Source organism: Halorubrum rutilum, from assembly GCF_024494565.1.
In genome coordinates this window covers 44,387-69,874 of the sequence record NZ_JANHDN010000001.1, presented here as the reverse complement: position 1 = coordinate 69,874, position 25,488 = coordinate 44,387, and the positions used below count along the sequence as shown (strand labels likewise).

The following is a 25,488-nucleotide window of genomic DNA, read 5'->3' as shown; positions in this document are numbered from 1 at the left end:
CAGAAGCGTTAAACGCGCGCCGCGGGTAGCCGGTCGTGAGGGCGCGTAGCTCAGCGGACAGAGCACTTGGTTCCGGACCAAGATGCCGCGGGTTCAAATCCCGTCGCGCCCGTTCCTTCGCTTCGCTCAGTCACGGACGCGACTGTCCCCACGCTCGCTCACTGCGTTCGCTCGCGCGGATCCCGTCGCGCCTTCGCGTCTCGGCTCACTACTCTCATTGAGTCGGGAACGGTTCGATGTGCCCCGCAAGCGACCAGTTCGAAAACTGAGACCGACCCGTCGTCGGTCGCGGTTCGTGGCGGTCGAAAAGTGCGGTATCGCATTACTGTGACGCGTCGGGTCCAAAGATCCGGCCGGTGCGGAGCGCGTGGGGGAAGGGCCAGACGCTCCGGTAGCGCGGCCCCTCGTGAATGGCAACACTATCTGGAGGCTCTTTTCCCGGCCGTTTTGCCTCGATCGACCCTTCCGACCGGCGGGTTCGCGACGATCTCGACCGTAACACAAACGCGGATCCGGACTCGACGAGCTGCTCGTTGACGCCGAACCGACGCCGGGGGGTCGGTTGGCGGTTAGAGGTGTGGCCAAGACCACACACCTAAGGTACCACCTCCGCTTTCTCACCTCCCGCAGGCGGCCGCCCTCGTCGCTCGCATCGAACTCACCCACCGTCGCCGTCGCGGCCGGTCACCTTCCGGACGCACGAGGAGCCGAAGGGGCCGAGCTCGCCCGCGTCCAGGTTCACGAAGTGACCGGTCGAGATGGCGGTCCCGCACCGGCGGCACTCGAACTCGCCCTCGCGCCGGACGACTTGGCTGTCGTAGTTCACGTAGGTCCCGCCGCGCCGGATCCTGAGCCGGGCGCCATCGCGCTCGATGACGCCGCGCTTCTCGGCGGCGTCGAGGATGTCGCGGGTGAGCGCCGGGCTCGTCGTCACCGTCTCGATCCGGTCGACCGCGTCCGGCAGCGCCAGCTCCTCGCGTTCGAGGTGCGCGAGCAGCTCGACGCCGAGCTCCAGCTTCGCCTCCCGCGACCCCGGCTCGTTCACGCCCGGCGAAACGAATCGGATCCCCTTAAGTCGGCCGGGAGGGCGGAGCGGCGGGGGGTCCGGGGGTCCGGTCCGGCCCGCCCGCGATGTAGTAAGACAGTTACCACGCGGGGCGCTGGAGGGCGTATGGACGTACTGGAGGTCGCGGCGCGGGCGACCGGGACGGGACCGGTCTGCGACGCCTGTCTCGGCCGGCTCGTCGCCGACCGGAGCTTCGGGCTGTCGAACGCCGAGCGCGGGTCGGCGCTGCGCGTCTCGCTCGCGCTGCGCGACGACGAGGACCACGAGCCGGTCAACACCGCGGACTGCTGGGTCTGTGAGGGCCGGTGCACCGAGTTCGACGCGTGGGCCGAGCGCGCCGCCGAGGCGGTCGAGGGGACCGAGTTCGCCACCTACAACGTCGGCACGCGCCCGCCGCCGCTGATCGAGGAGAACGAGGCCCTCCTCCGCGCGGACGCCGGCCTCGACGAGGACGCGGGCGAGCCGTTCAAGTCGGAGTTCAACCGCGAGGTCGGCAAGCGGGTCGGCCGGCTCACGGGCGCGGAGGTCTCGTTCGACCGCCCGGACGTGCAGTTCACGATCGACCTCGCCGAGGACGAGGTCGACGCGAAGGTGAACTCGGCGTTCGTCTACGGGCGCTACCGGAAGCTGGAGCGCGACATCCCGCAGACCGAGTGGCCCTGCCGCGAGTGCGAGGGCTCCGGCCGGCGGGGCGCCGACCCCTGCGACCACTGCGGCGGCTCCGGCTACCTCTACGACGACAGCGTCGAGGAGTACACCGCGCCGATCGTCGAGGACGTGATGGACGGGACGGAGGCGACGTTCCACGGCGCGGGCCGCGAGGACGTGGACGCCCGCATGCTCGGCACCGGCCGCCCGTTCGTGGTCGAGGTGGAGGAGCCGCGTCGGCGCCGGGTCGACACCGACCGCCTGCAGTCGGACATCAACGCGTTCGCCGACGGCGCCGTCGAGGTCGAGGGCCTGCGGCTCGCGACGTACGACGCCGTCGAGCGCGTGAAGGAGCTCGACGCCGCCAAGCGCTACCGCGCCGAGGTGACCTTCGACGCCGACGTCGACGCCGACGCCCTCGCGGCCGCGATCGAGGAGCTGGAGGGGACGACCGTCGAGCAGTACACCCCGAACCGGGTGGACCACCGCCGCGCGAGCCGCACCCGCGAGCGCGACGTGTACGAGGCGACCGCCGAGCGCGTCGACGCCCGCCACGCGACCGTCGAGATCCGCGGCGCCGGCGGGCTCTACATCAAGGAGCTGATCTCGGGGGACGAGGGCCGCACCGAGCCGAGCCTCGCCGGGCTGCTCGGCGTCGGGGCCGCGGTCACCGCGCTCGACGTGGTCGCCGTCGAGGGCGAGGACGAGCCGTTCGAGCGCGAGGAGTTCTTCCGAGACTGACCGGCCCGCGGCGGTCGTTCCCGCGAACCGGTTCGGACCAACGGGATTTATCGGACGCGCGTCTGACGGTACACGCATGCACGGGAGCGACGCGGACGAGGCGAGCGCCGAGGCGCCGACGGTCGGCGACGGCGTCGGCGAGCCCGTCGTCGAGCCGGCCGTCAGGGAGGCGGCCGCGTCGACGCCGACCGCGGCACACGCCCGGCTGAAGGGGATCGAGCGCGCCGCCCGACCGGACCGCGTGTCGTCGATCCTCGTGGCCGTGGGCGCGGGGCCTCACACCGGAGCGACCGTCGACGTGGCCCGCGAGGTCGCCGACGCGACCGACGCGTGGCTCGAACTGTTCCACGTCGTCCCCTCCGACCGCGCGCTCGTCGACGGGGACGCGACCGCGGTCGACGGGGAGGCCGACGCCGACGAGTACGCCGCGGCCGGCGACCGGCTCCTCTCGGCCGCCCGCGACCGCCTCGGCGACTTCGACCGGGTGGACCGGTGGCTCGTCGAGGACCGCACCGCCGCCGGCGCCATCGTCGAGCAGTCGCCGTACTACGACCTCGTCGTCGTCGGCGCGCCCACCACCGGCACCGTCGGCCGGTTCGTCTTCGGCTCCACGACCGACACCGTGATCGACGACGCCGAGGTCCCCGTGGTCGTCGTCGAGGCGGACGGGGAGACGTCGCTCGACGTCGAGTGAGCCGCGCTCGGGGCCCGCGGCGTTCGCCCCCCGCCGCGAGAGCCGTCTCCGGCGATGTCACGGCGGGGACCGCGCGACGGCGGCCGCCGTACGAGGCCCGTGCGACGGCGTGACACCGCGGCGACAGCGTTAAATTGGTGTACAGACTTGTACATCACAACGCGAAGTAATACATCGGTGAACATCATGGATATCAACGACACGGTCGAACGCGTGACGGACGGGACGGATCTGACCCTCGAGGAGTCGCGCGAGGCCGCGCGGCTGGTCTTCGAGGAGGCCACGGAGGCGCAGATCGGCGCCCTCCTCGCCGCCCTCCGGGCGAAGGGCGAGACCGAGGCGGAGATCGCCGGCTTCGCGCGGGGGATGCGCGACGCCGCCCGGACGATCGAGCCGGACCGGGACCCCCTCGTCGACACCTGCGGGACGGGCGGCGACGACTACGACACGATCAACGTCTCGACGACCGCCGCGATCGTCGCGGCGGGCGCCGGCGTCCCGATCGCCAAGCACGGCAACTACTCCGTCTCCTCATCCTCCGGGAGCGCCGACGTGCTGGAGGTCGCGGGCGCCGACGTGGAGGCCGAGCCCCCGGCGGTCGAGGACGCGATCGAGGCCGACGGAATCGGGTTCATGCTCGCGCCCGTCTTCCACCCGGCGATGAAGGCCGTCATCGGCCCGCGCAAGGAGCTCGGGATGCGGACGATCTTCAACGTGCTCGGCCCGCTCACCAACCCCGCCGGCGCCGACGCGCAGGTGCTCGGCGTCTACGACCCGGAGCTGGTCCCCACGATCGCCAGGTCGCTGGCGCACATGCCCGTAGAGCGCGCCCTCGTCGTCCACGGCGCGGGGATGGACGAGATCGGGATCCACGACGAGACGGTCGCCGCCGAGGTCGACGGCGACGAGGTGACCGAGTTCACGATCGCCCCGGAGGACCTCGGGCTCGACCGCGCCCCGATCGAGGCCGTCGCGGGCGGGACGCCCGAGGAGAACGCGGCCGACCTGCGCGGGATCGTCGACGGCTCCGTCACGGGGCCGAAGCGCGACCTGATCCTGGCGAACGCCGGCGCGGCGATCTACGTCGCCGGCGAGGCCGACTCGCTCGCGGCGGGCGTCGAGCGCGCCGCCGAGGCGATCGACTCCGGCGCGGCCGCCGAGAAGTTCGCGGCGCTGTGCGGCGGGGAGGCGGCGGCGTCGGAGCCGGAGCCCCCCGCGGGCGCGGAGGACGACGACTGATGGCCCGGGTGAAGATCTGCGGGCTCACGGACGGCGCGGACCTCCGGGCCGCGGTCGACGCGGGCGCCGACGCGGTCGGCGTTATCTCGGAGGTGCCGGTCGACTCGGCGCGCGAGGTCGACCCCGCGAAGGCCGCCGAGCTGCTCGCCGACGTCCCGCCGTTCGTCACCGCGACGCTCGTCACGATGCCCGACTCCGCCGAGCGCGCGGTCGAGCTGGTCCGGACGACCGGCCCCGACGCGCTCCAGCTGCACGGGGAGTGGACCCCCGACGAGATCCGGTACGTCCGGGCCGAGACCGAGCGGAAGGTGCTGCTCGCGGTCGACGCCGACGACCCGGTCCGCGCCGAGGAGTTCGACGCGGTCGCCGACGCCCTCGTGATCGACTCGACCGACGAGTCGGGCGCCGGCGGCACCGGGGAGACCCACGACTGGGCGAAGACGGGCGAGCTGGCGGACGGGCTCGCGTCGCCGGTCGTCCTCGCGGGCGGGCTCACGGCCGACAACGTCGCCGAGGCGGTCCGCGTCGCCGACCCGTACGCCGTCGACGTCGCCTCCGGCGTCGAGCTGTCGGACGGGCGGAAGGACCACAACGCGGTGGCCCGCTTCGTCGCCAACGCGGGCCGGGAGATGGAGCTCGCATGACCGAGTCGACGGCCCCGCTCGACCGCTCGAAGGCCGCGTTCGTCGAGCTCGCGGCCGACGCGGAGAAGCCGGTCGTCGTCCGCGCGTCCGCGGCGCTCGACGCCGACGTGACCCCGCTCGCGGCGTACGCGACGCTCGTCGGCGAGGGGCCGTACGGGTTCCTCCTGGAGTCCGGCGAGAAGGTCGCCTCCAGCGACCCGGACGGCGCGTTCACCTCGGGCGGGAAGGCCGACCGACACGCGCGCTACTCGTTCGTCGGGTACGACCCGGAGGCGATCGTCTCGGTCCACCCCGACCGCACCGACGTGACGCGGCTCGGGCCGGCGGCGGCGTTCGTCGGGGAGGGCTCTGAGGGCGGCCCGGACGCCGAGGGCGGATCCGAGAGCGACCTCGGCCCCGACGCGGGCGACGCGGTCGACCGGATCCGCGCGGCGTTCCCGGACGTGAGCCTGCGCGGGTTCCCCGACACCGACCGGCAGATCCTCTCGGGCGGGTTCGTCGGCTTCCTCGCGTACGAGGCGGTCTACGACCTCTGGTTGGAGGAGGTCGGCGTCGAGCGCCCCGAGACCGAGTTCCCCGACGCCGAGTTCGCGCTGACGACCCGCACGGTCGTCTTCGACGAGAAGGAGGGGAGCGCCGAGCTCGTCTTCACGCCCGTCATCGGCGTCGACGACGACCCCGGTGCCGTCTACGACGAGCTCGTCGCCGAGGCGGAGCGCGTGAGCGCCGAGCTCCGCGAGGCCGCGCCGCCGGAGCCGGACGGGATCCGGGTCGACTCGGAGTCGGCCGACCCCCGCGAGGCGTACGAGGAAGCCGTCCGAACCGCGAAGCGCCACGTGCTCGACGGCGACATCTATCAGGGCGTGATCTCGCGGAGCCGCGAGCTCCGCGGCGAGGTCGATTCGCTGGGGCTGTACGCGGCGCTCCGCGAGGTGAACCCCTCGCCGTACATGTACGTGCTGCGCCACGACGACCGCAGCATCGTCGGCGCGAGCCCGGAGACGCTCGTGTCGGTGCAGGGCGACCGGATCGTCTCGAACCCGATCGCGGGCACCTGCCCGCGGGGGACGAGCCCGGTCGAGGACCGCCGGCTCGCCGGCGAGATGCTCGCCGACGCGAAGGAGCGCGCCGAGCACACGATGCTCGTCGACCTCGCGCGCAACGACGTGCGCCGCGTCTCGGAGGCGGGGTCGGTCCGCGTCGAGGAGTTCATGAACGTGCTGAAGTACAGCCACGTCCAGCACATCGAGTCGACGGTCACGGGGACGCTCGCGGCCGACGCCGACGCGTTCGACGCGACGCGCGCGACGTTCCCCGCCGGCACGCTCACGGGCGCGCCGAAGGTGCGCGCGATGGAGATCATCGAGGCCCTGGAGACGACGCCGCGGGGGGCGTACGGCGGCGGCGTCGGCTACTACGCGTGGACCGGCGACGCCGACTTCGCCATCGTGATCCGGACCGCGACGCTCGACGAGTCGCCGGCGGGCGCGGGTTCGCCCGACGAGACCGCCGTGACGGTCCGGGCCGGCGCCGGGCTCGTCGCCGACTCCGACCCGGCCGCAGAGTACGAGGAGACCGAGCAGAAGATGGACGGGGTGTTGACCGCGATCGACCGGATCCGTGAGGGCGACGACGCGAGCGGCGACCCCGGCGACGCCGGCCCGGACGAGCCCCTTCCCGCCGGCACGGAGGTCGACGAATGAACGTCGTCGTCGTCGACAACTTCGACTCGTTCACGTACAACCTCGTCGAGTATGTCTCCGACCAGACGCTCGGCGGGGACGGGGAAGCTGGCGGCGACGAGGCGGGCGCGGGGCCCGAGCCCGTCGACGTCGAGGTGTTCAAGAACACCGCGTCGCTGGAGGCGATCCGGGAGGCGAACCCGGACGCGGTGATCATCAGTCCCGGTCCCGGCCACCCGAAGAACGAGCGCGACGTGGGCGTGACGGCGGACGTGCTCCGGGAGCTCTCGCCCGAGGTCCCGACGCTCGGCGTCTGTCTCGGGCTGGAGGCCGCCGTCTACGAGTACGGCGGGACCGTCGGCCACGCGCCGGAGCCGATCCACGGCAAGGCGTTTCCGGTCGAGCACGACGGCGAGGGCGTGTTCGCCGGGCTCGACCAGGGGTTCCGCGCCGGGCGGTACCACTCGCTGGCCGCCACCGAGGTCCCCGACGCCTTCGCGGTGACGGCGACGACAGACCACGAGGGCGACGAGATCGTGATGGGGATCCGGGGCCGGGAACACCCGATCGAGGCGGTGCAGTTCCACCCGGAGAGCGTGTTGACCGCGGCCGGCCACGACCTGATCCGGAACTTCCTCGCGTCCGTGTAACCTGCTCCGTCGAGATCCGCTTTCCAGACTTTTTGTTGAACGGCCGTTCGCTGAAAACTGCAAACTTATCGGAGTTTCACTGACCACAAACGCTATCCGGAATAGAAGTTATCGTTCTAATATGTATGTGACTGTTCGGGATCTGCTCGGAGACTGGTATAATCCGAGTATTCAGTCTGCGGTGATCGCCTTGCTGGGTTCGAGTTTTAGCCTCTTTCTGTTCCTCAACAGTCCCGATTTCACGAACCCGTACTACGTTTTCGGAGTCGGAGTGATGGGCTTCGCAATCGTCTTTTCGGCGCTTATGCTCGTTTCTTGCTACTGAAGCGCCGATAGACTACTACCCTGTACTGAGCGATTCTTGAGTTCCCTGGATTGACCACAACGGGAGCAACGCGAGTTACCCAGTGCGAATTGTAACGGACCGTTTGAAAGAGATACCAGGACTCGCGGCTACGTGGGCCTCACTCCGCGTCTCCCTCCGCCGACTCCCCGCTCTCGTCGCCGTCGTCGGTCCCGTCCTCGCCCGCGTCTTCCGCCTTCACCTCCTCGTCGTCCTCGTCGACCCCCCGCCCGGCGAGCCCGACGAGGTGGCCGACCTCGGGGAGGACGATCTCGTCGACGCCGAGCCGGACCGCGTTCTCGGAGCCGGGCAGACAGAAGACCGGCGTGGCGGAGACGATCCCGGCGGTCGCCCGCGAGCCGATCGTCCGCGTCCCGATCTCCTCGACCGAGCGTCGGCGGAACAGCTCGCCGAAGCCGGGGAGGATCTTCGCGAACAGCCCCTTCACCGCCTCGGGCGTCACGTCGTCGGGCGTCACGCCGGTCCCGCCGGTGGTCACGACGACGTCGGTGTCCTCGCGGCGCGCCAACCGGTCGACGGTGCCCTGCACGCTGTCGTACTCGTCGGGGACCAGCTCGCGGACGGCGACCTCGTGGCCGGCGCCCTCGAACGCGGCGGCGACGTGGTCGCCGGAGGGGTCCTCGTCGAGCGAGCGCGAGGAGGAGACCGTCACGACCGCGACCGCGACCGACTCGGCGTCGTGGTGATGGTGGCCGTGATCGTCGTGGCCGTGTCCGTCGCGGCCGCCATGCTCGTGACCGTGTCCGTCGTGATCGCCGTGGCTCCCGCCGCCGTCCTCGTGGTCGTGCCCGTCGCTCATGGTCTCACCTTCCTCGGCGACCGTGAAAACACCTGTCCGACGCGCCGGTACGTCGGCCTCCGTCCGGGGCCCGGCGGTTCCGGTCTACGGCCAGTCGTCCCGCGCCGATTCCTCTGGCGCTTCCTCCTCGTCCGGCTCGCCGTCGGCGAGGATCCACCCGGCGGCCTCGGCCGCGTCCTCGACCTGCAGGAACTCCCAGCCCGTGGCCTCGGCGACCGCCTCGTCCTCCTCGTCGACGCCGACGAAGACGTGCCGGTCCGTGTCGAACTGGCCGGCGATGTTCTCCAGGCTCTCCTCGACGCCTCGCGGGCCCGAGAAGAAGTCTTGGCGCACGCGGTGTTTGCGCGTGAAGTTGGTGACGACGTACGTCGGCTTCTCGCTGACGACGCCGACGTACTCGGTCCACTGCCGGGCGTTGTTGAACACGTCGTTGGGGTCCGCGAGCGCCTTCAGCGCCTCCAGCTCGAACGCGAGCGTCATGTCGGTAGATCCGCCACTGTCCATGGATCCGTGTTCTCGCGGCGGGCGAAAACAACTTCGCTTCCGGGGTGACGGTCCGACCCGGCCGGTCGGCGGGCCGGAGCGGGGAGGCTGGGCGCGACCGCTCAGCGCGCGCGGACTCGGTAGTAGTCGGTGAACTTCACGACGTCGCCGTCGTCGAGCTCGCCGGGCTCCGGCGCCGTCCGCGGCCGCCCGGCGAGCTCCCTGACGAGGACCTGGGCCTCCTCGCCGAGCTCGTCGTAGTGGCGGACCCGCGCGTCCGGCGGGATCCGACCGGTGCGGCGGAGGCGGAGCCGCCGCCCTGACTCTCTGATTGACATGCGATAGCATACATCATGATTTATCATAAACGTTGCGTCGGTTCCGGGCTCGCGGGGCGGTGCCGGGATCGGACCGACACCGGGGTACTACTCCGACCGACGCCGGGACTACTCGGCCGGGCGCGCCAGCGTCACCGTCACGACGGTTCCGCGGGGGTCCGCGTCCGCGACCGTCGCCGACCCGCCCGACTGCTGGAGGACCCAGTAGACGAGCCAGAGGCCGAGCCCGCTCCCGTGGTACAGCGCGTCCACGGCGCGGCCCGTTTCGAGCACGTCGCGGTTCATGTCGTTCATCCCCGGCCCGTCGTCGGCGATCCGCACCTCGACCGCGTCCGCGGTCGCCTCGACGGCGACGTCGACGGTCGGCCGGTCGCGGTCGTGGTGGACGACCGCGTTCCGGATCAGCTCCGCCAGCGCGCGGTCGAGCCACGCGGTCCCCGAGGCGACCGCGTCCCCGTCGGCCGGCGTCGACGCCGTCAGCCGCGCGTCCGGGTACTCGTCGGCGAGCGCCGCGACCAGCCCGTCGACGGTCCGGCCGACGTCGATCGGTTCCACGTCGGGCGCGTCGCTCAGGATCTCGGTGATGCTGTGGGCCTTCTCGCTCGTCGTCAGGAGGTCGTCCGCCCGCGAGACGATGTATGCGGCCGACTCGGCGACGTCGTCGCCGCGGTCGTCGTCGGGAGCGCCCTCGACGAGCTCCCGCGCCCGTCCCCGGATCACCGTCAGCGCGTTCCGGAGGTTGTGCTGGAGCACCCGGTCCACGACGCTGAGTTGGCGCGCCCGGTTCTCGCTGTCGGTCACGTCTCGGAGCACGCCGACCACGCCGGCGACCCCGTCGCCGTCGGGGTCTTCGAGCGGGTAGTACCGGACGTCGAACGTCCGCGTCCCCCGGACCGGATGCGTCCGTTTCGTCCGGTACTCGACGGATCGGCCCCGCAGCGCGCGGTCGACGTTCCGTCTCACGGCCGGGTACCGCTCCTCGCCCACGACGTCCGCGATCGAGAGATCCCGCACGTCGTCGGTCTCGATCCCGTGGTACGCCCGGTACTGCGGGTTCGCGAACAGGAAGCGCTCGTCCCGGTCGACCGCGGCGATGAGGTCGGTCGCCCCGTTGACGGCGCGCTCGTAGCGTTCGAGCTCTGCCTCCCGGCGCTTCATCTCGGTGACGTCGCGACAGATCGCGAACGTACCCGCCAGCTCGCCGTCGGCGTCGTAGTGGGGGTACCGCCGCGTGCTGAACGTCGCCTCGCGGCCGCTGCGCTCGAACGTCGGCGAGGTCTCGTACGCGACCGGCGCCTCCGTCTCCAGCACCTCGCGCTTCCGCTCGGCGATCTCGGCCGCCGCCTCGGGGTCCATGAAGGCGAACTCGTCGGCCCCGTACAGCTCCTCCCGGGGGACGCCGGCGAACTCGCTCACCGCCTCGTTGAGCAGCTCGAACTCCCCGTCGAGGTTCTGGAGGAGGATCGGGTCGTCGAGCGCCTCGACGATCTCGCGGTGCTGTTTCAGCCGGCCCATCGCCTCCCGCTTCTCCGTCACGTCGGTCTGGATCGCGACGAACCGGGAGACCTCGCCGTCCGCGTCGAACACCGGCGCGATCGTCTGGTGGGCGCGGTACGCCTCGCCGTCGCGCCGCCGGTCGACGATCTCCTCTTCCCACACCTCGCCGGACCCGATCGTCTCCCACAGCGCCGCGAAGTACTCGTCGGACATCTCCCCCGAGTTGAGTATCGTCGGCGTCCGGCCGATCGCGTCGTCGGGCTCGTAGCCCGTGTTCTCGGTGAACGCGGGGTTGACGTACTCGATCGTCCCGTCCGTGTCGGTGACGTAAACGGCGTGACCGGCGTGTTCGACGACGTTGCGGAAGGTCCGGAGGTCGCGCGCGGTCGCCTCCTCGACCCCGTCCCGGAACACGCCGGTGTAGACGGGCTCGCCGGCCGACCGGTGCTCGTGGAACCGCACGGAGAACACCATCGTCCGTCCGTCGTCGCGCCGCAGGGGACAGGTGAGACCGTCGACGTCGCCCGGATCGGCGTCGCTCGACAGCCGCCGACGGAGCGAGCGGATGCGCTCGTCGTCCCGGTCTTCGGGGATGAATTCCGCGAGGCGCCGCCCGCGGAGGGCGGCGGGATCGCGGTCGAGGACCGAGCCGACGGCGGGGTTCGCGTAGACGATCACGCCGTCGCCGTCGACGGAGAGGATCGGGTCGGAACACCCCTCGACGAACGAGGCGAAGAAGTCGTCCCCCGGCGCCGACGGCGGGTCGGCCGACGGTTCGCGTGCCATGAGGGGCGGAGATACGACCGACGGACGTGAAAAGGTACTGATGTCCGAGAGGTCGCGTGACGTTCGAGAGATCGCGTGACGGCCGAGGGATCGCGTGACGTTCGAGAGATCGCGCGACGGCCGAGGCCGGGGCGACGGGGGTTCGACGCCGGCTACTGCTCGGTCGTCGCCGCCAGGTCCTCCACCGAGAAGCCGGGCTCCATGAGGATTTCCGTCTGGTCGCTCACGTCGCGGCCCTCGCGCATGAGCTGTTTGAACGCGGACTGCGGCGAGAGGTCGCCGATGAGGACGCCGCCGACGACCTTGCCGTCCTTCAGGGCCACGCGGCGCCACTCGCCCTCGGCGGTGGTCGCCTCGACCGAGTCGTCGCCGAGCGTCGGGTGGCCGAAGGAGAGGAACGGGAAGTCGAAGTGCGTGATCGAGTACGAGGAGACCCACCTGAACTCCGCGCTGCCGTAGTCGAGCATGTTGCGGGCGGCGATGGTCCCCTGCTCCTTGGCGGAGCCCCACGAGCCGTTCTTCGCCCGGTCGCCCAGGATCAGGTCGTCGAACGTCGTGATGTCGCCCGCGGCGAACACGTTGTCGACGTTGGTGCGCATGAACTCGTCGACGACGATCCCGTCGTCGAGCTCCAGCGGCGTCGCCTCGACGAGCTCGGTGTTGAAGTTCAGCCCGATAGCGACGCCCGCGAAGTCGCACTCGTAGCGCTCGCCGTTCGGGTCGACCGCGGCCTCGACGTGCCCCTCGTCGTCGACCTCGAAGCGGTCGACGCCGGAGCCGAAGACGGGCTCGACGCCGCGCTCGCGCATCGCCTCGTGCATGATCTCCGCGCCCTCCTCCGAGAGCGCGTAGCGCCACCAGTTGTCGCCGCGCATGAGGTAGTTCGCCTCGACGTCCTGCGCGCCGCAGATGGCCGCGAAGTCGATGCCGAGGAGGCCGGCGCCGACGATGACTGCCCGCTCGGCGCCCTCGACGCTCTCCTTGATCCGGCGGGCGTCCTGAAACGTCCAGAAGTGGTGGATCCCGTCGGCGTCGGCGTTCTCGACCGGGAGCTGCTGGGGGGTCCCGCCGATCGCGAGCAGCAGGGAGTCGTACTCGAACGTCTCGCCCTCGTGGGTGCGGACCGCGTCGCCCTCGACGTCGATGTCGACGACGACCGTGTTGAGCCGGAGGTCGACGTCGTGGTCGTCGTACCACGACTCCTGGTGGATCGAGATGGGCGCCTCGGGGAGCTTCCCCTTCGCGTACTCCTTGATCAGAATCCGGTTGTAGAGGGACTCCCCCTCGTCGGTGAGAACCGTGATCTCGGCGTCGGGCGCTTGCTCGCGGAGCGTCTCGGCCGCGGACGCGCCCGCGATACCGTCCCCGACGATCACGTACGAATCGCTCATGGGCGGGCGTTCGGATTCGGGGTTAATGTGGGTTGTCATCCGCGTTGAAGATCATGATACTCCGACACAGCACGGCTCAGAGCGCGACCGAACGCCACAGATTCAAGGCCGTCCCCGCCGAACGGAACGTATGAAGATCCGGCAGAACATTCGCCACTGGGCCGCGAAGAAGGCGTTGACGACGCCGGTCGTCGGCGACGTCGCGAACGACAAGCTCGTCGACCTCCACACGAGCATCTTCCTCAACAAGGCCGACGAGGAGCGCCGCGAGGAGCGCCGCGACCACCTCGACGAGTTCTTCGACGCGACGATGGACGCGTACGTCGCCGCCCTGGAGGCCGGCTTCACGGAGGCCGAGGCCCGCGAGGTCACCCACGTGCAGGCCAACTTCGACTTCTTCAACCACGGCTGGACGGAGATGATGGAGATCCCGGGCGACGAGCTTGAGGAGCATTACCGGCGCTACGAGGAGTTCTTCGCCGAGCACGGGATCACGATCGACGACCCGCTCGGCGACTTCCGGCCCGTCGGGGGCGTCGCCGAGGCGCCCGAGACGCCGGAGCGGCTGAAGACCGCGGAGTACGAGAACGCGCTCGCCGGCTTCGCCGACGACGTGTACGTCGAGACCGACGACGGCGAGACGGTGGTCGGCGGCGGGACGGAGGAGCCGGAGGACGTCGACCCGTCCGCCGCGCCCGGGCTCGACGAGGACGAGGCGAGCGCGTAGCGGGCGAGGCGAGTCGGAGGCGCGTAGCGGGCGAGCAGGCGGGCGAGGCGATCGGGCGCGCGATCGGAGAGCGACGAACGCGAGGCGGCGCGGACGCGCGCCGCCCCGAGAGCCGCCCACGTTTATGTCCCGGCGGCGACAGTGGTCGGCATGAACCGCGGCCAATCGTTCCTCCTCCTCCTCATCGGGGCCGTCGCGTTACTGACGCTGTTCGTCATCCTGCCGTTCGTCGAGTACGTCATCGCGTCGGCGATCCTCGCGTACGTGCTCTACCCCTTCCACGTCCGGCTGTCGCGGGCGATCCGGAGGGCGCTGGCGGGCCGGGTCCGAGAGTCGGTGTCGCGCCGCCTGGGTCGGATGCTCTCGGGCATCTCGCTCATCGTGGCGTCGATCGTCGCCGTCATCCTCCCGCTCGCGTACATCTCGTGGGTGTTCGTGCGCGACCTCACGGCGATCGCCCGGGGGAACACCGACATCGACGTCGCGGCGATCGAGGCCGAGATCGCGGCGCTCACCGGCCAGACAGTCGAGGTCGGCGACGTGCTGGCGACGGTCGGACAGAGCCTCGTCAACACGCTGTTCGGCGGGGTCAGCGGGGTCGTCACCACCGCGCTCCGGGCGTCGGTCGGGCTCTCGCTCGCCCTCTTTTTAGTCTACTACGCGCTGCTCGACGGGCCGGCGTTCGTGCGGTGGATCCGGTCGACGAGTCCGCTTCCGCAGGAGGTCACCGCCGACCTCGTCGACCGCGTCGACGCGATGACCCGCGGGGTGGTGATCGGCCACATTGTCGTGGCGCTGCTGCAGGCGGTGATCGCGGGGGTCGGCCTCTGGGCGGCCGGGATCCCGAACGTCGTCTTCTGGACGTTCGTGATGGCCGTGCTCGCGCTGTTACCGCTGATCGGGGCGTTCTTCGTCTGGGGGCCGGCCGCGGCCTACCTCGTCGTCATCGACCAGACCACCGCGGGCGTGTTGCTCGCGCTGTACGGGGTGTTCGTCATCGCGATGGTCGACAACTACGCCCGGCCGTTCGTCATCGACCAGCAGGCGCACCTGAACCCCGCGGTGATCCTCCTCGGCGTGTTCGGCGGGATCTACTCGGTCGGCTTCACCGGGCTGTTCGTCGGCCCCATCGCCATCGGCGTGCTCGCGGCGACCCTGGAGACGTTCCGCGAGGATTACGACCTGATCTAACCCCCGTCTTCCCCGAGCCGCTCCGCGATGAACGCCCGCTCGCGGGGGTCGAGCTCGCGGTCGTCCTCGCGGAACGCTCGCAGCCCGGCGCGGTACCGGTCGTCCTCCTCGCTCGTCCCGCCGCCGTCGACCTCGCTCTCCGGGGCCGGCTCCGCGGCCGGTCGCTCCAGCTCCAGCTCGGCGAGCCCGGTCCGCTCGCCGGTGTACGCGAAGCCGCACTTGTACAGGGCGGCGTAGGCGAACGGGTTGTTCACCGCGATCCGCACCCGGTCGTAGCCGTCGGCCGCGAGCCGCTCGACGGTCCGATCGACGAGCCGCGGGCCGAGCCCCTCGCCCCGGCGCGCGACGTGGACGGTGACGTACCGGAGCCGACAGCGGGCGGGGTCGGTCCGGTCGGGCGAGAAGGAGATCGCCGCGACCACGTCGTCGTCGAACGCGCCCGGTTCGACGGTCGGGGGGAGGGGCTCGTCCGGCTCCCACTCCGGGACCGCCGGCGAGCCGTCGGGGGTCCGGAGGGCGGCCTTGCCCGGCGCGCCGACGACGAACTTGCCGGCGTAGGCGAACGCCCGGTAGTCGAGCCGCAGGGTCGCCCCCGAGCCCGGCTCGCCGACGAGCGCGTACTCCATACCGGCCTCACGGCCCGTTCACGTAAATGCGGAGCGGCGAACGCGGTCCCTCCCGGCGCGAGCGACGCGCGACCGTTTATGTGGCCCCGACGCCGATCGCCGCCATGCACGGCCTCGGCGACGTCCGCTTTTTCGACCGCGTAGCGCCCCTGTACGACCGCGTCATGCCGCCGGCGGACGGCGAGGCGCTGGTCGCGGGGCTCGACCACGCGACGCGGCCGATCGACCGCCTGCTCGACGTCGGCGGCGGGTCGGGCCGGGCGGCCGCCGCGCTGACCGGCCCCGAGATCGCGGTCGTCGACGCCTCGCTCGGCATGCTCGCCCGCGCCCGGAACGGCCGAGGACTCTCGGGCGTCGCCGGCGACGCGGGGCGGCTCCCGTTCCGAGACGCGTCGGTCGACGCGATAACGATCGTCGACGCGTTCCATCACCTCCCCGATCAGGAGGCCGCGATCCGGGAGGCCGCGCGGGTCCTCGCGCCGGGCGGCGCGCTCGTGGTCCGGGAGTTCGACCCCGAGCACCCCCTGGGACGCGCCCTCGTCGCGGCCGAGCGCGCGATCGGGATGGCGTCGCGGTTCCGGACGCCCGCGGCCCTCGCGGCCGCGTTCGACGACGCGGGACTCGACCCCCGGATCGTCGACCGCGGCTTCGGCTACACGGTCGTCGGGATCAGACGGGGAGGCTGAGCGGGTCTCGTCCGCACGGCCCGAAAAGCGGGTCCGAGTCAGTCGTGCGAGTGGCTGTGCGCGCCGTGGTCGTGCGCGGCGTCTCCGCTCTGGTCCTCGTGGGTGTGGTCCTGCTCGCCCGAGTCCGTCTCGCCGAGCACCTCGGCGCCCTCGCCGTCGATCATGTCCATGTTCTTGAGGTTGTCGCGCTCTTCGAAGTCCTCGACGGCCTCCATCACGTCCTCCTGCGTGATCGTCATCCGGTCCTCCGTGAGCGCGCCGAGGACGGCCTCGCGCAGCACCATCCGGAGGTCCGAGCCCGTGAGCCCGCTGGTGCGGTCGGCGACCTCCTCGGGGTCGAAGTCGGCGATCTGCATCTCGCGGGTGACGACCCGGAGGATGTCCGCACGCATGTCGCGGTCCGGCTTGGGGAAGTTGACGATCTCGTCGAAGCGGCGCCACGCGGCCGCGTCGAGCTGGTCCGGGTGGTTCGTCGCGCCGATGAGGAGCACCTCGTCGCGCACGAGCGACACCTCGTCGATCGACTTGAGCAGGGTGTTGACCGCGCGCTTCAGTGCGGCGTGCTCGTCGGAGCGCCGGGTCTTCGCCACCGAGTCGAACTCGTCGATGAAGAGGATACACGGGGAGAGCCGCTTGGCGACCTCGAACGTCTTCTCGACGTTCTTCGCCGTCTCGCCGAGGTACTGGCTCGTGATCATCGACATCTTCACCTCGACGAGCGGGATGCCGAGCTGGTGGGCGAGCGCCCGCGAGACGGTCGTCTTCCCGGTTCCCGGCGGGCCGACAAACAGGAGCTTCCCGATCTCGCGGAGCCCGATGCTCGCGAGGTACTCGCGGTGCTCGATCGCCTTCACGATCTTCTGGATCTCGCCCTCCTGGTCGCCGGTGAGCACGAGGTCCGCGAGCGTCGTCTCGATCTCCTCGGGGGCCTGGACGTTGACGAGGTCGAGCATCTCGCCGTCCTCGTCCTCGTCGAAGTACTCCTCCAGCAGGGCGTCGATCCAGACGCGGTCGGCCTGGATCGGCCGGACGCTGTCGCGCGCCTCCTCGTGGGTCACGGGCGCGTCGAGGTCCGCGGCGAGTTCGAGCGCGGCGACGATCGTCGGGTTCTCGGCGATCCGGTCGGCGTCGGCGTGGTCGCGGTACCACTCCAGCGCCATCGCCGGCTGCGTCAGGGAGATCTCGCCGGAGAACTCGGTGCGTTGGGTGAAGAGGAGGTCGGAGACCGCGTCCCACGGGTGTTCGACGCCGGTGGCGGTTCGGGTGGTCTCGCTGGTCGCCTTGAGCGGTCGCTCGACGCCCCCGGGGGCGTCCTCGGCGGCGTCGTCCGACCAGAACACCTGTCGGAAGCGCGGGGGCAGGTCGTTCTCGTCGAGGTCGCGGTTCTCCGTGTAGAGGTGCGTCGTCAGCACGAACTCGACGACGTCGAGCGCCGGGTCACTCATCCGCGCGACGTAGCCGCGGGACGCGGTTAAGCGCGTCGAACCGCGGTCGGGGCTGCCGACGTCGGACCGCGGTCGGGGCCGCCGATGTCGGACCACGGTCGGGACCGCCGATGTCGGACCGCGGTCGGGACCGCCGGCGACGGCGGGGGCGCGTCGCCCGCCCCACGGCGTATCGAACGCTTATTAGCCCTGGTGACAGACCTACCTGCCATGAGCTCAGAGGACGCGGCCGCCCCCGGCGACCCCTCCGGAGGGGCCGACGCCAACGAGGACCACGAGAACGCGCTCCAGGACGTGATCGCCGTCGACCCCGACGACGCGGAGCAGGGGACGGTGAACCGGCTCGACGCCCACACCGGCGACGGGATCCGGCACCGGGCGTTCACCTGCCTCGTCTACGACACCGACGACCGGATCCTGCTGGCCCAGCGCGCGCCGACGAAGCGGCTGTGGGACGGTCACTGGGACGGGACCGTCGCCTCCCACCCGGTCGAGGGTCAGACGCAGGAGGACGCGACCGAGCAGCGACTCGAGGAGGAGCTGGGGATCACCCCGGACCAGTACGACGACCTCCGGGTGACGGACAAGTTCGAGTACAAGCGCTACTACCCCAACGAGGGCGTCGAGTGGGAGGTCTGCTCGGTGCTGAAGGTGACCCTGGACGACACCTCGCTCGACCCCGACGAGGACGAGATCGGCGGGATGCTGTGGGTCGACTACGAGCACCTCCACGAGAACCCGTCGCTGTACCGCCAGCTCCGGCTCTGTCCGTGGTTCGAGATCGCGATGCGGCGCGACTTCTCCTGAGCGGCCGGCCCCGCCGGCGGCCGAGCACCCCCGCCTGTTCGCCGGTTCCGATCCCCCCGGTCCCGACCCGAAACGGCGGCTTGAAGGCGCGCGGGCGACTCCTCCGAGTATGACCGTCGTCGCCGTCATGGTGCAGCCGCCCCGCGAGGGGCTCGTCGCGACCGGGATCGCGGAGTCGACGCCGCTCTCGACCGCCGAGGCCGCCGACCTGTACGAGGCGCTGTTCCGCGACGCCGTCCTCGCCGTCGACCGCTCCGGCGGCGAGCTCCTCGTCAACTACCCGGTCGACGACGACCTCCCCGCCGAACACCGCACCGACACCGCCCCCGAGGCCGAGCTGCGCACGCTCGTGGCCGACACCCTCGGCGGCACCGAGGACGCCCGGTTCGAGCGGCAGGTCGGGTCGTCGTTCGGCGCGCGCGCCGGCAACACCGTCACGCACCTGCTCCGCGAGGAGAACGCCGACTCCGTCGCGGTCGTCACCCCGCAGGCGCCGCTGCTCTCGCGCACCGTGATCGACTCGGCCGCGATGAAGCTCCGGACGAACGAGGTCGTGCTCGGCCCCTCCACCCGCGGGCGGGTCTACTACGCGGGCTTCACCGCGCCGATCGACTTCGACGGCGCGTTCGAGGACCCGAGCCTCCCGACGCTGGCGGCGCGCGGCGCCGACGCCGACCTCGACGTGGAGTTCCTGGAGTCCTCGCCGTCGATGGTCGACGGCGACGACCTGCTCGACGCCGTGCCCCTGTTGCGCGCGCGGTTCGCCGCCGAGCGCGTCGTCCCCGACTACACCGCCGCGTTCGTCCACCAGCACGGACTGGACGTGGTCGTCGAGGACGGCGCGGAGCGCGTGGTGCGGGACTAATTCGCGGACCGCATCGTATCTGAATACGAACGGCGGTATTTAGATCAGTCACAGCATATCGTCGGTCGTTTCTGCCGTTCGAAGCTCTCCTAACGTCGTGTATCGCAGACCTTGGGGATAGCGTGTCTCGAACGGGACCGGATCTTCGAGTTCATACAGCGTGCCCGGTCTGAACACGATGACCTTCTTATCGTCCGCGATCGCTCCTCGATCCTTGTATTCCAACGGCTCACGCTTGAGATCCGCTTGGTCCGGTGAGACCACTCGTTCGACTTCGGCGATGTATTTCACCTGCCGAACGTCTCCGGTCACGTACATCGCGACGTAGTCGAAGTCGCGTCCGACACGAACGAACCCCCACGCCTCGTTCTCCTTCAGAAACGGAAGTCCGGACTCCCGAGTCGGAAACACCGCAACCGCCGCGTCCGAGTCGCCCTCGATATCTTGACGGCGGATCGTTCCCGCGACGTGGTCTTCGATCGGTTCGATATGTTCGAGGTTATCGGGACCGTCTGCAGAGCCCGTCTCGCCCTCTCTTCCGGTAACTTCGGGGTCGGGCGGGGAGTCGTCTTCGGGAGTGTGGCCGTCGGTTTCCCCGACGAATTGGCGCTGTTCGCGCAACACGGATACGAGACCCTGGACGAACTCTCTCGACTGCGCTTCAAGGTCGATCGGTAGCTCGCCGACCTCGTCGGTAACCGCGCTCGCGACGGAATTGGTGACCGTCGATTCGTGTTCGTTTAGGTATCGGATCGCGCGGTTCGTTTCCGCGACCTGTTCGGCGATCTCCGCCGATTTTCCCGAGCGGATCGACTCCTTCGTGAGGAGTTCGAGAACGCCCGGCCGTTCGCCGAGATCTTCGAGACTGAACTGTACGACCGACATCTCTTCGCCGCCGTTTCGGCGTCTGTCCTTCGTCAACACCTCGAATGATTTTCCGTTAGTCAGAATGCCCCAGTCGACATCCAGTTCCTGTCGCATGTAGCTTCGTAACTGGCGGACCTCGTCGTCCGAGAGGGTCGAGCGCACGGGCTTCGCTTCGACGAAGACGACCGGTGAGTCGCCGACGAGGAGCGCGTAATCGACGTGTGTACTCCCCGACGCCATCGGGATCGTGTATTCCAGCGCGACCTCCGTCGAGTAGAGATCCCACCCGAGGAGTTCGAGGAACGGCTGGATCAACTTCACCTTCGTGTTCTCCTCGTCCATCTGTGGCGATGCCTCGATGAGCCCTTGACATCGGTCGACGTACTCATCGATCTCGTCCCGATCCATTATCGTGTGGTCCACGGCGAGGGTGTTTAAAACATCGCCACCAGAGACCGGCCGACACCGACACCACTTAGTCGAACGACTCCGACCGTCGGGACGTGGTGGGATGGCAGAGTGGCCCATTGCGCCTGCCTTGAAAGCAGGTAGCCTCACGGCTTCCTGTAGGCCCGTGTAATCACCCGATATACGCCTTCTACCTCAAGTATAGTTGATTCGCACTTATAAAATTATAGGTTCATAAGTCTAACCGATATGGTTCCTATCTTTACTCTGTCGACCGCAATTTAGGGCGGAATTGCCGGTCTGATTTATATACTCCCGTCATTTCCCGAGAACAGGCGCAAAATCCCGCCGCCGTCTGTTGCTATTACCCCTGTAAGCGGCCATGTAGAGGACTCCCAGTGGCACAACTTTTGACCACCGACAGGTGGTCCAACCAGCGAAAATTACTCACCCCTTGCGGCTGGTAGTACGGGTATGAGCGACGAACAGAACAAGTCCCCTGAAATCAATCTGCCCGACGGCGAGAGCGAAGTTCACGAGATGGCTGGCGCGGAGACGGACGAAGAGAAGGCGCTGGCTGTTGCCCAAGCGGAACTGATTGGCGACCTGTAGACAGTACATAATATCCACTTTTATATCAATTCGCTACAAGGTGCCAGCCAATGCCTTCGGAGAAACTTGTCCCATACTCTTTCGAAATATACGAACAACGGAATCCTGACAACGGCTACAACCTCACTCAACTACACGCCCACGATACAGCGTTCGATGAAAACCACATTCTCGATTTGATGGAGAATCTATTCTCGAAGCAGGATTCTAATCTTGAGCCTTCAAGTAATGACAAGACCTTCGTCATCGAAGAGTACCATCGTGACGGGAATCTAATCGAAGGTATCGTTTCGACTGGCTATCACGGATACGAGGCCGAAATCCGTGATGTGGAGTCAGGCGATATGACTCACCTGAAAGGAGAAGATGAAGCCGAGCAAATGCCGCTGTACTTCCTCATTTGTCTCCCACACACACGCGATGGCAAGCCATATGATAATGGCCAGACCGCTCTAATCATCCTTCACCAAGTGAACCGAATTGGCGTGAAGGGGAAATTGAAGAAGCATATCGAACAGACGTGTCTCTCGGGAGTGAGTGACTACACAATGAAGATGGACCCTGTTACCACGGAAGACGTACTTGAAAAGGTGATAGGAGCCGACCGAATTGCCAAGTTAGACATTAATGTTCGGAAGATTCCGGGGGACGATGAAAAGCGAATGGAGTTAGTAAAGGGCTTAAGAACTGAAGAAGTTGGAACTCGTTCGGTCGTTCTGCGTCCCGAACACGGTGGGAGTTTTGAGTGGGTGAAGAGTAAAGCGGCCAGCCTCAAGGACACGAACAAGCACTTCGGGACGATTGTCAGCGACGATGTGGAGAACTTTACTGTGACCATTCAGAAGGATGGTGGCCGGAGCGAAACCTTCTCGCTATTGAACGAAGAAGTGGCTATGCGGAAAGACCTCGATAGTGAGAAACTCCGCACTGAAGCTGGCCTTATCACCGCACGTTCTCTCCGAAATGAGTCAAACGATTTGGCCAATGATATTTTGGACCAGCAGATTGTAGAACCAGTCACCGGGTCAGCAAACGTCGAAAAATGATATTCGGCAATATCGGGAGTATCATCAGCGACCACTATTCATCCCTCGGCCAAGAGACTGGTCTAAAGAATCCGCTTGATTCCATCGTCTTGGCTGGTATTTTCGCCGTTTTTCCTGCCATTGTAGGATTCGCTCTCGCTAACTACGTCGTGCTTTGGTCGGGATTCATCACTGCTTCTGCTTCAGTTTTGAGCGTCCTGACGGGGTTTTCGATAAACACTATCATCCTGCTCATGAGGTACGACAAGGATGGTAGCCATCCCTACGAGCAACGGACTGTAAAAAAGACAAAGGAGTTCACGCTCTATGCGATTCTGGCAGGCGTAGTTCTCATAATCTGTCTGGTCTTTGGAATCGTGGTATCGCGCATAGGCGGCACCGCCGGTTCGGGACTGGCATTTATCGTGAGCGGGATTGTCTACAGCCTGATGGCGCACTATTTCTTGACGCTGTTAGTCATTACTCACCGCTTCTGGTCTTTGATACATGGCGATGTTCTTTGAGAGTGTGCGCTATGCGCCTCACGTATAAATTTAATAAAGACGTGGCAAACATTGGTGCCGCAAAAACAGGGGGTTCGACTACCGTGATTCGGCCCTCTCCAACGAATGTTTCCGGCCCGCTCTCGGCTCGCAGTCAATCCCTCACGTCCTTGAAGTCCAACGGTGACGAGTGACCCATGCTGTCGAAGGCGACCGTCACGACTGGCACGCGGCCAGCATGACGCCACGAACGCGGCCTGTGACCCCCGAAAATCACACATCTCTGTAGAGTGCCTGCCGCTCTGAAATTTTCGACCCTATCGAAGCCCCCACCCCTACCCCCGATTGTCTCGGCCCGACCGACGACCCCCTGACCCCCACGGGGCCAGTCCCCCGGCCTCTCGTACCCCACCAGCCCACCCGGCCTACGGGGTACCTCGGTGGCCCCTGCCGCTGACAGCGCTCTGCTGGTGCCTGTGCGTGCTGTGCGCCTACACAGGTCAGGTGGCTCACGGGTCGGACTGTCCCCACCAGAGACGGCCCCACAGGGCCATAGAGAGGTGCTACGCAATTCTCACACTGTCTAAAACGTCGTTAGAAGGATTTAGAGGCCGGTTTCGCCCGTTTCGGCCCCTTGCTAAAATCGGAAGGTATCGGGATAGCCGGTCAATTCGATTTGACCTTTTCACCCCCCTCATTCCCATATCGGGAATGAACAAGGAGACGCCCCGGTGGGGTTATCTGAAAACACCCCCCGGTGTCGAATCGAGAGCGACCGATAGTAGTCACATAAATCACCAAAATTTTGGCCGGGTTGGGTTCGGTCGCTCTGCTATTATCCCTATCAGCGAGTTCGGCTGATAGCCCTACTGATAGAGAGTCACTTCGGGATTTCAGCCGTATTCCTTTTTATACTCCGAATCACCTTGCTTCCAATAGAGTCGCTATACTCTTCGATTTCACGGGTTCCCGCTTCAATAATAGGAAGGCTGGTACTTCTATGGCCCCGAGGGGACGTTGACAGGGTATTGATTAGGCCACTGTTCCACAATACGCTGAAGGTGACTATGGGTCTTCTGTGGGTTGAACTCGTCACGGTAAACACGTCTGAACCATTCATATGTGCCGTCCCATCCGCGCGACTTGAGAAGACGACACGCAATCACGAACATCTGGTCGTATTCGGCAGTGAGTGATTTCGGGCCATTCTGCTCCACTTTTCGCTGTAACTGGGCCGCTCTGGTATTGGAAGAACGACCAGACTCCGAACTTCGTTCGCCGCGACGCCCGTTCTTACCTCCGCTACCAAGGTCAAAATCCGTCCACTCGTCAAGAGTATCGAATACAATCTCTTTCCCGTCCTCGTAGTTCAGGTCCTTCGAATACGATTTATCGACCACTGCGCCGTGAAGCACACTGCCGAGGGTTGAATCAATCTCGAAGATTCTCGACTGGCCGTTGCCGCCACCGATTATTAAGAGACTCTCTCCGGGGGCATACTCTCGCTTGTTGTAATCGGGTTCGGAAAGATAGAGTGGCAGGTACTTGCCGTGGTAATGAAATTCGGGGTCGCCGCCGAGAGCAAAGCGAGCAACGCATGGAATGAGAACTCGTCGTTCAGGGTCGTTTCTTCGAACGAATTCACCCCCTATGACGCGACCGACGAACACGCTACGTCTATGCGTTCGTACCTTGGCATATGGTGAGAAATACTGGTCGTTGTACGCTTTCCACTTCTCGTAGCCTTCACCCGCGTACTTCGGCTGTCCCGGTTCCCAAGGTAGAGGGTCGACTATGGGAGCGTCGTCTGTGGTGGTCGGGTCATATAGAAACTCTCCAATATTCGCAAAGAGGTACGACATTCCATATCCAAAATCACGTTCAAGTACGTCCACATATCGGTCAGGGGGTCTCGGTTGGCTTCGGTTGGTTTCGCGGGCGATTTTACCTTTTGACCAGTTCCATCCAATCTCCACTTTCGGTGAACCGCTATGGTGTTCAGTATCGGGTATGCGGAACTGTTGTTTCTGCTTGAACGTCGCAGAGTCTAATTGCGCCGCAGTTTCGCTGTTGAACTCGTCCACCAGTTCCTTAACACGCTCAAACCGTTCTATACCCTCGACGAACAATGGCGTATGAAGATGAATTGAGCGCCCGCCAGAGTAGTACAGGGTACAATCGTTGGGAGAGACAGGAAGGTACTGGTCAGCAAATTTTGAAAGCCACTGACGAACTACACTGATACCTTCGTTGCGAACTTCGTCTGATTCTACTTTTACCTGATAGAGTACTCGTCCTTCGTCTTTGACTCGCTCTTGTAGAACAGTAGCGATTGAGCCATTCGAGAACTCATATTCTGATTCTTCAGTGACTACTCGGTCATGCCGACGTATCTCTTCGTCTGTGAGGAAATAGAGCGGGCCGTGATACCTCGCTTCTTCCGGGGGCGAATCATAGATAGAACGGAGACGAGGGTACTGGTGCTTTCCACTGTCTTCTCTGTCGGTACTGTATCGAGTACAAGCAGTAAGTTCGGAAGCCGGAAATGACCCACTGCTACTGCTTGATTCTCGTGTGGTCGATACTCTTTTGCGGGCAGGGCTTGTATCGTTCATTGTCGTACTCGCCTACGACAACAGTCGTGCGTAGGAAGGGACAATCCCAATACTCTCTCCCCTTCCGAATCCGTCCCCTTGGGACTGCT

24 protein-coding genes and 1 tRNA gene are annotated in these 25,488 nt (G+C 67.0%); 15 read left to right on the top strand and 10 right to left on the bottom strand.

The features are described from left to right. Window positions 1-39: 39 nt before the first annotated feature. Window positions 40-112: transfer RNA gene (locus NO900_RS00355), tRNA-Arg, on the top strand. A 546-nt stretch (window positions 113-658) separates the two neighbouring features. On the opposite strand, the gene NO900_RS00350 is transcribed toward NO900_RS00355, so the two are convergent. Then, window positions 659-1,045, bottom strand: a complete 387-nt coding sequence (locus tag NO900_RS00350) for a DUF5830 family protein (RefSeq protein ID WP_256407232.1) — start codon at window positions 1,043-1,045, stop codon at window positions 659-661. Between the two features lie 126 nt (window positions 1,046-1,171). Between NO900_RS00350 and NO900_RS00345 the strand changes: the two genes are divergently transcribed. From NO900_RS00345 to trpG, 6 genes are all read left to right on the top strand, one after another. Then, window positions 1,172-2,455 (top strand): tRNA pseudouridine(54/55) synthase Pus10, encoded by a 1,284-nt coding sequence (locus NO900_RS00345; protein WP_256407231.1) that lies wholly within the window; start codon window positions 1,172-1,174, stop codon window positions 2,453-2,455. 76 nt (window positions 2,456-2,531) lie between these two features. Next, entirely contained in the window at window positions 2,532-3,149 is a 618-nt protein-coding gene (locus NO900_RS00340) for a universal stress protein (RefSeq protein ID WP_256407230.1), read from the top strand. A 186-nt stretch (window positions 3,150-3,335) separates the two neighbouring features. Beyond that, window positions 3,336-4,388, top strand: a complete 1,053-nt coding sequence (gene trpD, locus NO900_RS00335; RefSeq protein WP_256407805.1) for an anthranilate phosphoribosyltransferase — start codon at window positions 3,336-3,338, stop codon at window positions 4,386-4,388. After that, complete coding sequence (locus tag NO900_RS00330) at window positions 4,388-5,032, top strand: phosphoribosylanthranilate isomerase (RefSeq protein WP_256407229.1); 645 nt, start codon at window positions 4,388-4,390, stop codon at window positions 5,030-5,032. The genes trpD and NO900_RS00330 overlap by 1 nt, the downstream gene beginning before the upstream one ends. Continuing rightward, entirely contained in the window at window positions 5,029-6,735 is a 1,707-nt protein-coding gene (trpE, locus tag NO900_RS00325) for an anthranilate synthase component I (RefSeq protein WP_256407228.1), read from the top strand. Before NO900_RS00330 ends, trpE begins: the two co-directional genes overlap by 4 nt. Next, window positions 6,732-7,364 carry an anthranilate synthase component II gene (gene trpG / locus NO900_RS00320; protein WP_256407227.1) on the top strand — a complete coding sequence of 211 codons (633 nt, stop codon included), beginning with the start codon at window positions 6,732-6,734 and terminating at the stop codon, window positions 7,362-7,364. The genes trpE and trpG overlap by 4 nt, the downstream gene beginning before the upstream one ends. Window positions 7,365-7,828: 464 nt before the next feature. Here the strand turns inward: trpG and NO900_RS00315 are convergent, their stop codons facing one another. The 5 genes from NO900_RS00315 to NO900_RS00295 form a co-directional block, all read right to left on the bottom strand. After that, window positions 7,829-8,527 (bottom strand): MogA/MoaB family molybdenum cofactor biosynthesis protein, encoded by a 699-nt coding sequence (locus NO900_RS00315; protein WP_256407226.1) that lies wholly within the window; start codon window positions 8,525-8,527, stop codon window positions 7,829-7,831. Window positions 8,528-8,611: 84 nt separating this feature from the next. Continuing rightward, window positions 8,612-9,031: a DUF7124 domain-containing protein gene (locus NO900_RS00310; RefSeq protein ID WP_256407225.1), complete on the bottom strand. Its 420-nt coding sequence runs from the start codon at window positions 9,029-9,031 to the stop codon at window positions 8,612-8,614. Window positions 9,032-9,132: 101 nt separating this feature from the next. Then, window positions 9,133-9,348 (bottom strand): DUF7979 domain-containing protein, encoded by a 216-nt coding sequence (locus tag NO900_RS00305; RefSeq protein WP_256407224.1) that lies wholly within the window; start codon window positions 9,346-9,348, stop codon window positions 9,133-9,135. 108 nt (window positions 9,349-9,456) lie between these two features. Then, the gene (locus NO900_RS00300; RefSeq protein ID WP_256407223.1) at window positions 9,457-11,631 is read right to left on the bottom strand and encodes a PAS domain-containing protein; all 2,175 of its coding nucleotides are present in this window, start codon (window positions 11,629-11,631) and stop codon (window positions 9,457-9,459) included. A 152-nt stretch (window positions 11,632-11,783) separates the two neighbouring features. Then, on the bottom strand, window positions 11,784-13,022 hold the full coding sequence (locus NO900_RS00295) for an NAD(P)/FAD-dependent oxidoreductase (RefSeq protein WP_256407222.1): 1,239 nt from the start codon (window positions 13,020-13,022) through the stop codon (window positions 11,784-11,786). A 130-nt stretch (window positions 13,023-13,152) separates the two neighbouring features. On the opposite strand from NO900_RS00295, the gene NO900_RS00290 reads away from it, so the two are divergent. Beyond that, complete coding sequence (locus NO900_RS00290; protein WP_256407221.1) at window positions 13,153-13,749, top strand: DUF6149 family protein; 597 nt, start codon at window positions 13,153-13,155, stop codon at window positions 13,747-13,749. Between the two features lie 150 nt (window positions 13,750-13,899). Continuing rightward, entirely contained in the window at window positions 13,900-14,940 is a 1,041-nt protein-coding gene (locus tag NO900_RS00285; protein WP_256407220.1) for an AI-2E family transporter, read from the top strand. Here NO900_RS00285 and NO900_RS00280 read toward each other — a convergent pair. Further along, the gene (locus NO900_RS00280) at window positions 14,937-15,566 is read right to left on the bottom strand and encodes a GNAT family N-acetyltransferase (RefSeq protein WP_256407219.1); all 630 of its coding nucleotides are present in this window, start codon (window positions 15,564-15,566) and stop codon (window positions 14,937-14,939) included. The genes NO900_RS00285 and NO900_RS00280 overlap by 4 nt on opposite strands. Window positions 15,567-15,670: 104 nt before the next feature. Here NO900_RS00280 and NO900_RS00275 point away from each other — a divergent pair, with 104 nt between their 5' ends. Continuing rightward, window positions 15,671-16,252, top strand: a complete 582-nt coding sequence (locus tag NO900_RS00275) for a class I SAM-dependent methyltransferase (protein ID WP_256407218.1) — start codon at window positions 15,671-15,673, stop codon at window positions 16,250-16,252. 38 nt (window positions 16,253-16,290) lie between these two features. Here the strand turns inward: NO900_RS00275 and NO900_RS00270 are convergent, their stop codons facing one another. Continuing rightward, entirely contained in the window at window positions 16,291-17,697 is a 1,407-nt protein-coding gene (locus tag NO900_RS00270) for an ATP-binding protein (RefSeq protein WP_256407217.1), read from the bottom strand. 210 nt (window positions 17,698-17,907) lie between these two features. On the opposite strand from NO900_RS00270, the gene NO900_RS00265 reads away from it, so the two are divergent. Further along, on the top strand, window positions 17,908-18,504 hold the full coding sequence (locus NO900_RS00265; RefSeq protein WP_256407216.1) for an NUDIX hydrolase: 597 nt from the start codon (window positions 17,908-17,910) through the stop codon (window positions 18,502-18,504). Window positions 18,505-18,613: 109 nt separating this feature from the next. Beyond that, window positions 18,614-19,369, top strand: coding sequence for a DUF2064 domain-containing protein (locus tag NO900_RS00260; protein ID WP_256407215.1), 756 nt, complete (start codon window positions 18,614-18,616; stop codon window positions 19,367-19,369). A gap of 48 nt (window positions 19,370-19,417) precedes the next feature. Here NO900_RS00260 and NO900_RS00255 read toward each other — a convergent pair whose 3' ends face one another. After that, window positions 19,418-20,644 (bottom strand): type I restriction enzyme HsdR N-terminal domain-containing protein, encoded by a 1,227-nt coding sequence (locus NO900_RS00255; RefSeq protein ID WP_256407214.1) that lies wholly within the window; start codon window positions 20,642-20,644, stop codon window positions 19,418-19,420. Window positions 20,645-21,118: 474 nt separating this feature from the next. Between NO900_RS00255 and NO900_RS00250 the strand changes: the two genes are divergently transcribed. From NO900_RS00250 to NO900_RS00240, 3 genes are read left to right on the top strand one after another with little or no spacing between them, the layout of a single operon-like run. Further along, a complete protein-coding gene (locus NO900_RS00250; protein WP_256407213.1) occupies window positions 21,119-21,256 on the top strand; it encodes a hypothetical protein in 138 nt (45 codons plus the stop codon). Window positions 21,257-21,306: 50 nt separating this feature from the next. Then, complete coding sequence (locus NO900_RS00245) at window positions 21,307-22,302, top strand: hypothetical protein (RefSeq protein WP_256407212.1); 996 nt, start codon at window positions 21,307-21,309, stop codon at window positions 22,300-22,302. Then, window positions 22,299-22,805, top strand: a complete 507-nt coding sequence (locus NO900_RS00240; RefSeq protein WP_256407211.1) for a hypothetical protein — start codon at window positions 22,299-22,301, stop codon at window positions 22,803-22,805. Before NO900_RS00245 ends, NO900_RS00240 begins: the two co-directional genes overlap by 4 nt. Window positions 22,806-23,782: 977 nt before the next feature. On the opposite strand, the gene NO900_RS00235 is transcribed toward NO900_RS00240, so the two are convergent. Beyond that, a complete protein-coding gene (locus NO900_RS00235; protein WP_256407210.1) occupies window positions 23,783-24,868 on the bottom strand; it encodes a hypothetical protein in 1,086 nt (361 codons plus the stop codon). Window positions 24,869-25,488: the final 620 nt, after the last annotated feature.

Coding starts and splice junctions, on each gene's coding strand:
- NO900_RS00245 (WP_256407212.1), top strand. CDS start 21,307: ATGCCTTCGGAGAAACTTGTCCCATACTCTTTCGAAATATACGAACAA.
- NO900_RS00330 (WP_256407229.1), top strand. CDS start 4,388: ATGGCCCGGGTGAAGATCTGCGGGCTCACGGACGGCGCGGACCTCCGG.
- NO900_RS00255 (WP_256407214.1), bottom strand. CDS start 20,644: ATGGATCGGGACGAGATCGATGAGTACGTCGACCGATGTCAAGGGCTC.
- NO900_RS00240 (WP_256407211.1), top strand. CDS start 22,299: ATGATATTCGGCAATATCGGGAGTATCATCAGCGACCACTATTCATCC.
- NO900_RS00275 (WP_256407218.1), top strand. CDS start 15,671: ATGCACGGCCTCGGCGACGTCCGCTTTTTCGACCGCGTAGCGCCCCTG.
- NO900_RS00295 (WP_256407222.1), bottom strand. CDS start 13,022: ATGAGCGATTCGTACGTGATCGTCGGGGACGGTATCGCGGGCGCGTCC.
- NO900_RS00305 (WP_256407224.1), bottom strand. CDS start 9,348: ATGTCAATCAGAGAGTCAGGGCGGCGGCTCCGCCTCCGCCGCACCGGT.
- NO900_RS00285 (WP_256407220.1), top strand. CDS start 13,900: ATGAACCGCGGCCAATCGTTCCTCCTCCTCCTCATCGGGGCCGTCGCG.
- NO900_RS00290 (WP_256407221.1), top strand. CDS start 13,153: ATGAAGATCCGGCAGAACATTCGCCACTGGGCCGCGAAGAAGGCGTTG.
- NO900_RS00310 (WP_256407225.1), bottom strand. CDS start 9,031: ATGGACAGTGGCGGATCTACCGACATGACGCTCGCGTTCGAGCTGGAG.
- NO900_RS00265 (WP_256407216.1), top strand. CDS start 17,908: ATGAGCTCAGAGGACGCGGCCGCCCCCGGCGACCCCTCCGGAGGGGCC.
- NO900_RS00260 (WP_256407215.1), top strand. CDS start 18,614: ATGACCGTCGTCGCCGTCATGGTGCAGCCGCCCCGCGAGGGGCTCGTC.
- NO900_RS00270 (WP_256407217.1), bottom strand. CDS start 17,697: ATGAGTGACCCGGCGCTCGACGTCGTCGAGTTCGTGCTGACGACGCAC.
- NO900_RS00345 (WP_256407231.1), top strand. CDS start 1,172: ATGGACGTACTGGAGGTCGCGGCGCGGGCGACCGGGACGGGACCGGTC.
- trpG (WP_256407227.1), top strand. CDS start 6,732: ATGAACGTCGTCGTCGTCGACAACTTCGACTCGTTCACGTACAACCTC.
- NO900_RS00315 (WP_256407226.1), bottom strand. CDS start 8,527: ATGAGCGACGGGCACGACCACGAGGACGGCGGCGGGAGCCACGGCGAT.
- NO900_RS00250 (WP_256407213.1), top strand. CDS start 21,119: ATGAGCGACGAACAGAACAAGTCCCCTGAAATCAATCTGCCCGACGGC.
- trpD (WP_256407805.1), top strand. CDS start 3,336: ATGGATATCAACGACACGGTCGAACGCGTGACGGACGGGACGGATCTG.
- NO900_RS00280 (WP_256407219.1), bottom strand. CDS start 15,566: ATGGAGTACGCGCTCGTCGGCGAGCCGGGCTCGGGGGCGACCCTGCGG.
- trpE (WP_256407228.1), top strand. CDS start 5,029: ATGACCGAGTCGACGGCCCCGCTCGACCGCTCGAAGGCCGCGTTCGTC.
- NO900_RS00300 (WP_256407223.1), bottom strand. CDS start 11,631: ATGGCACGCGAACCGTCGGCCGACCCGCCGTCGGCGCCGGGGGACGAC.
- NO900_RS00340 (WP_256407230.1), top strand. CDS start 2,532: ATGCACGGGAGCGACGCGGACGAGGCGAGCGCCGAGGCGCCGACGGTC.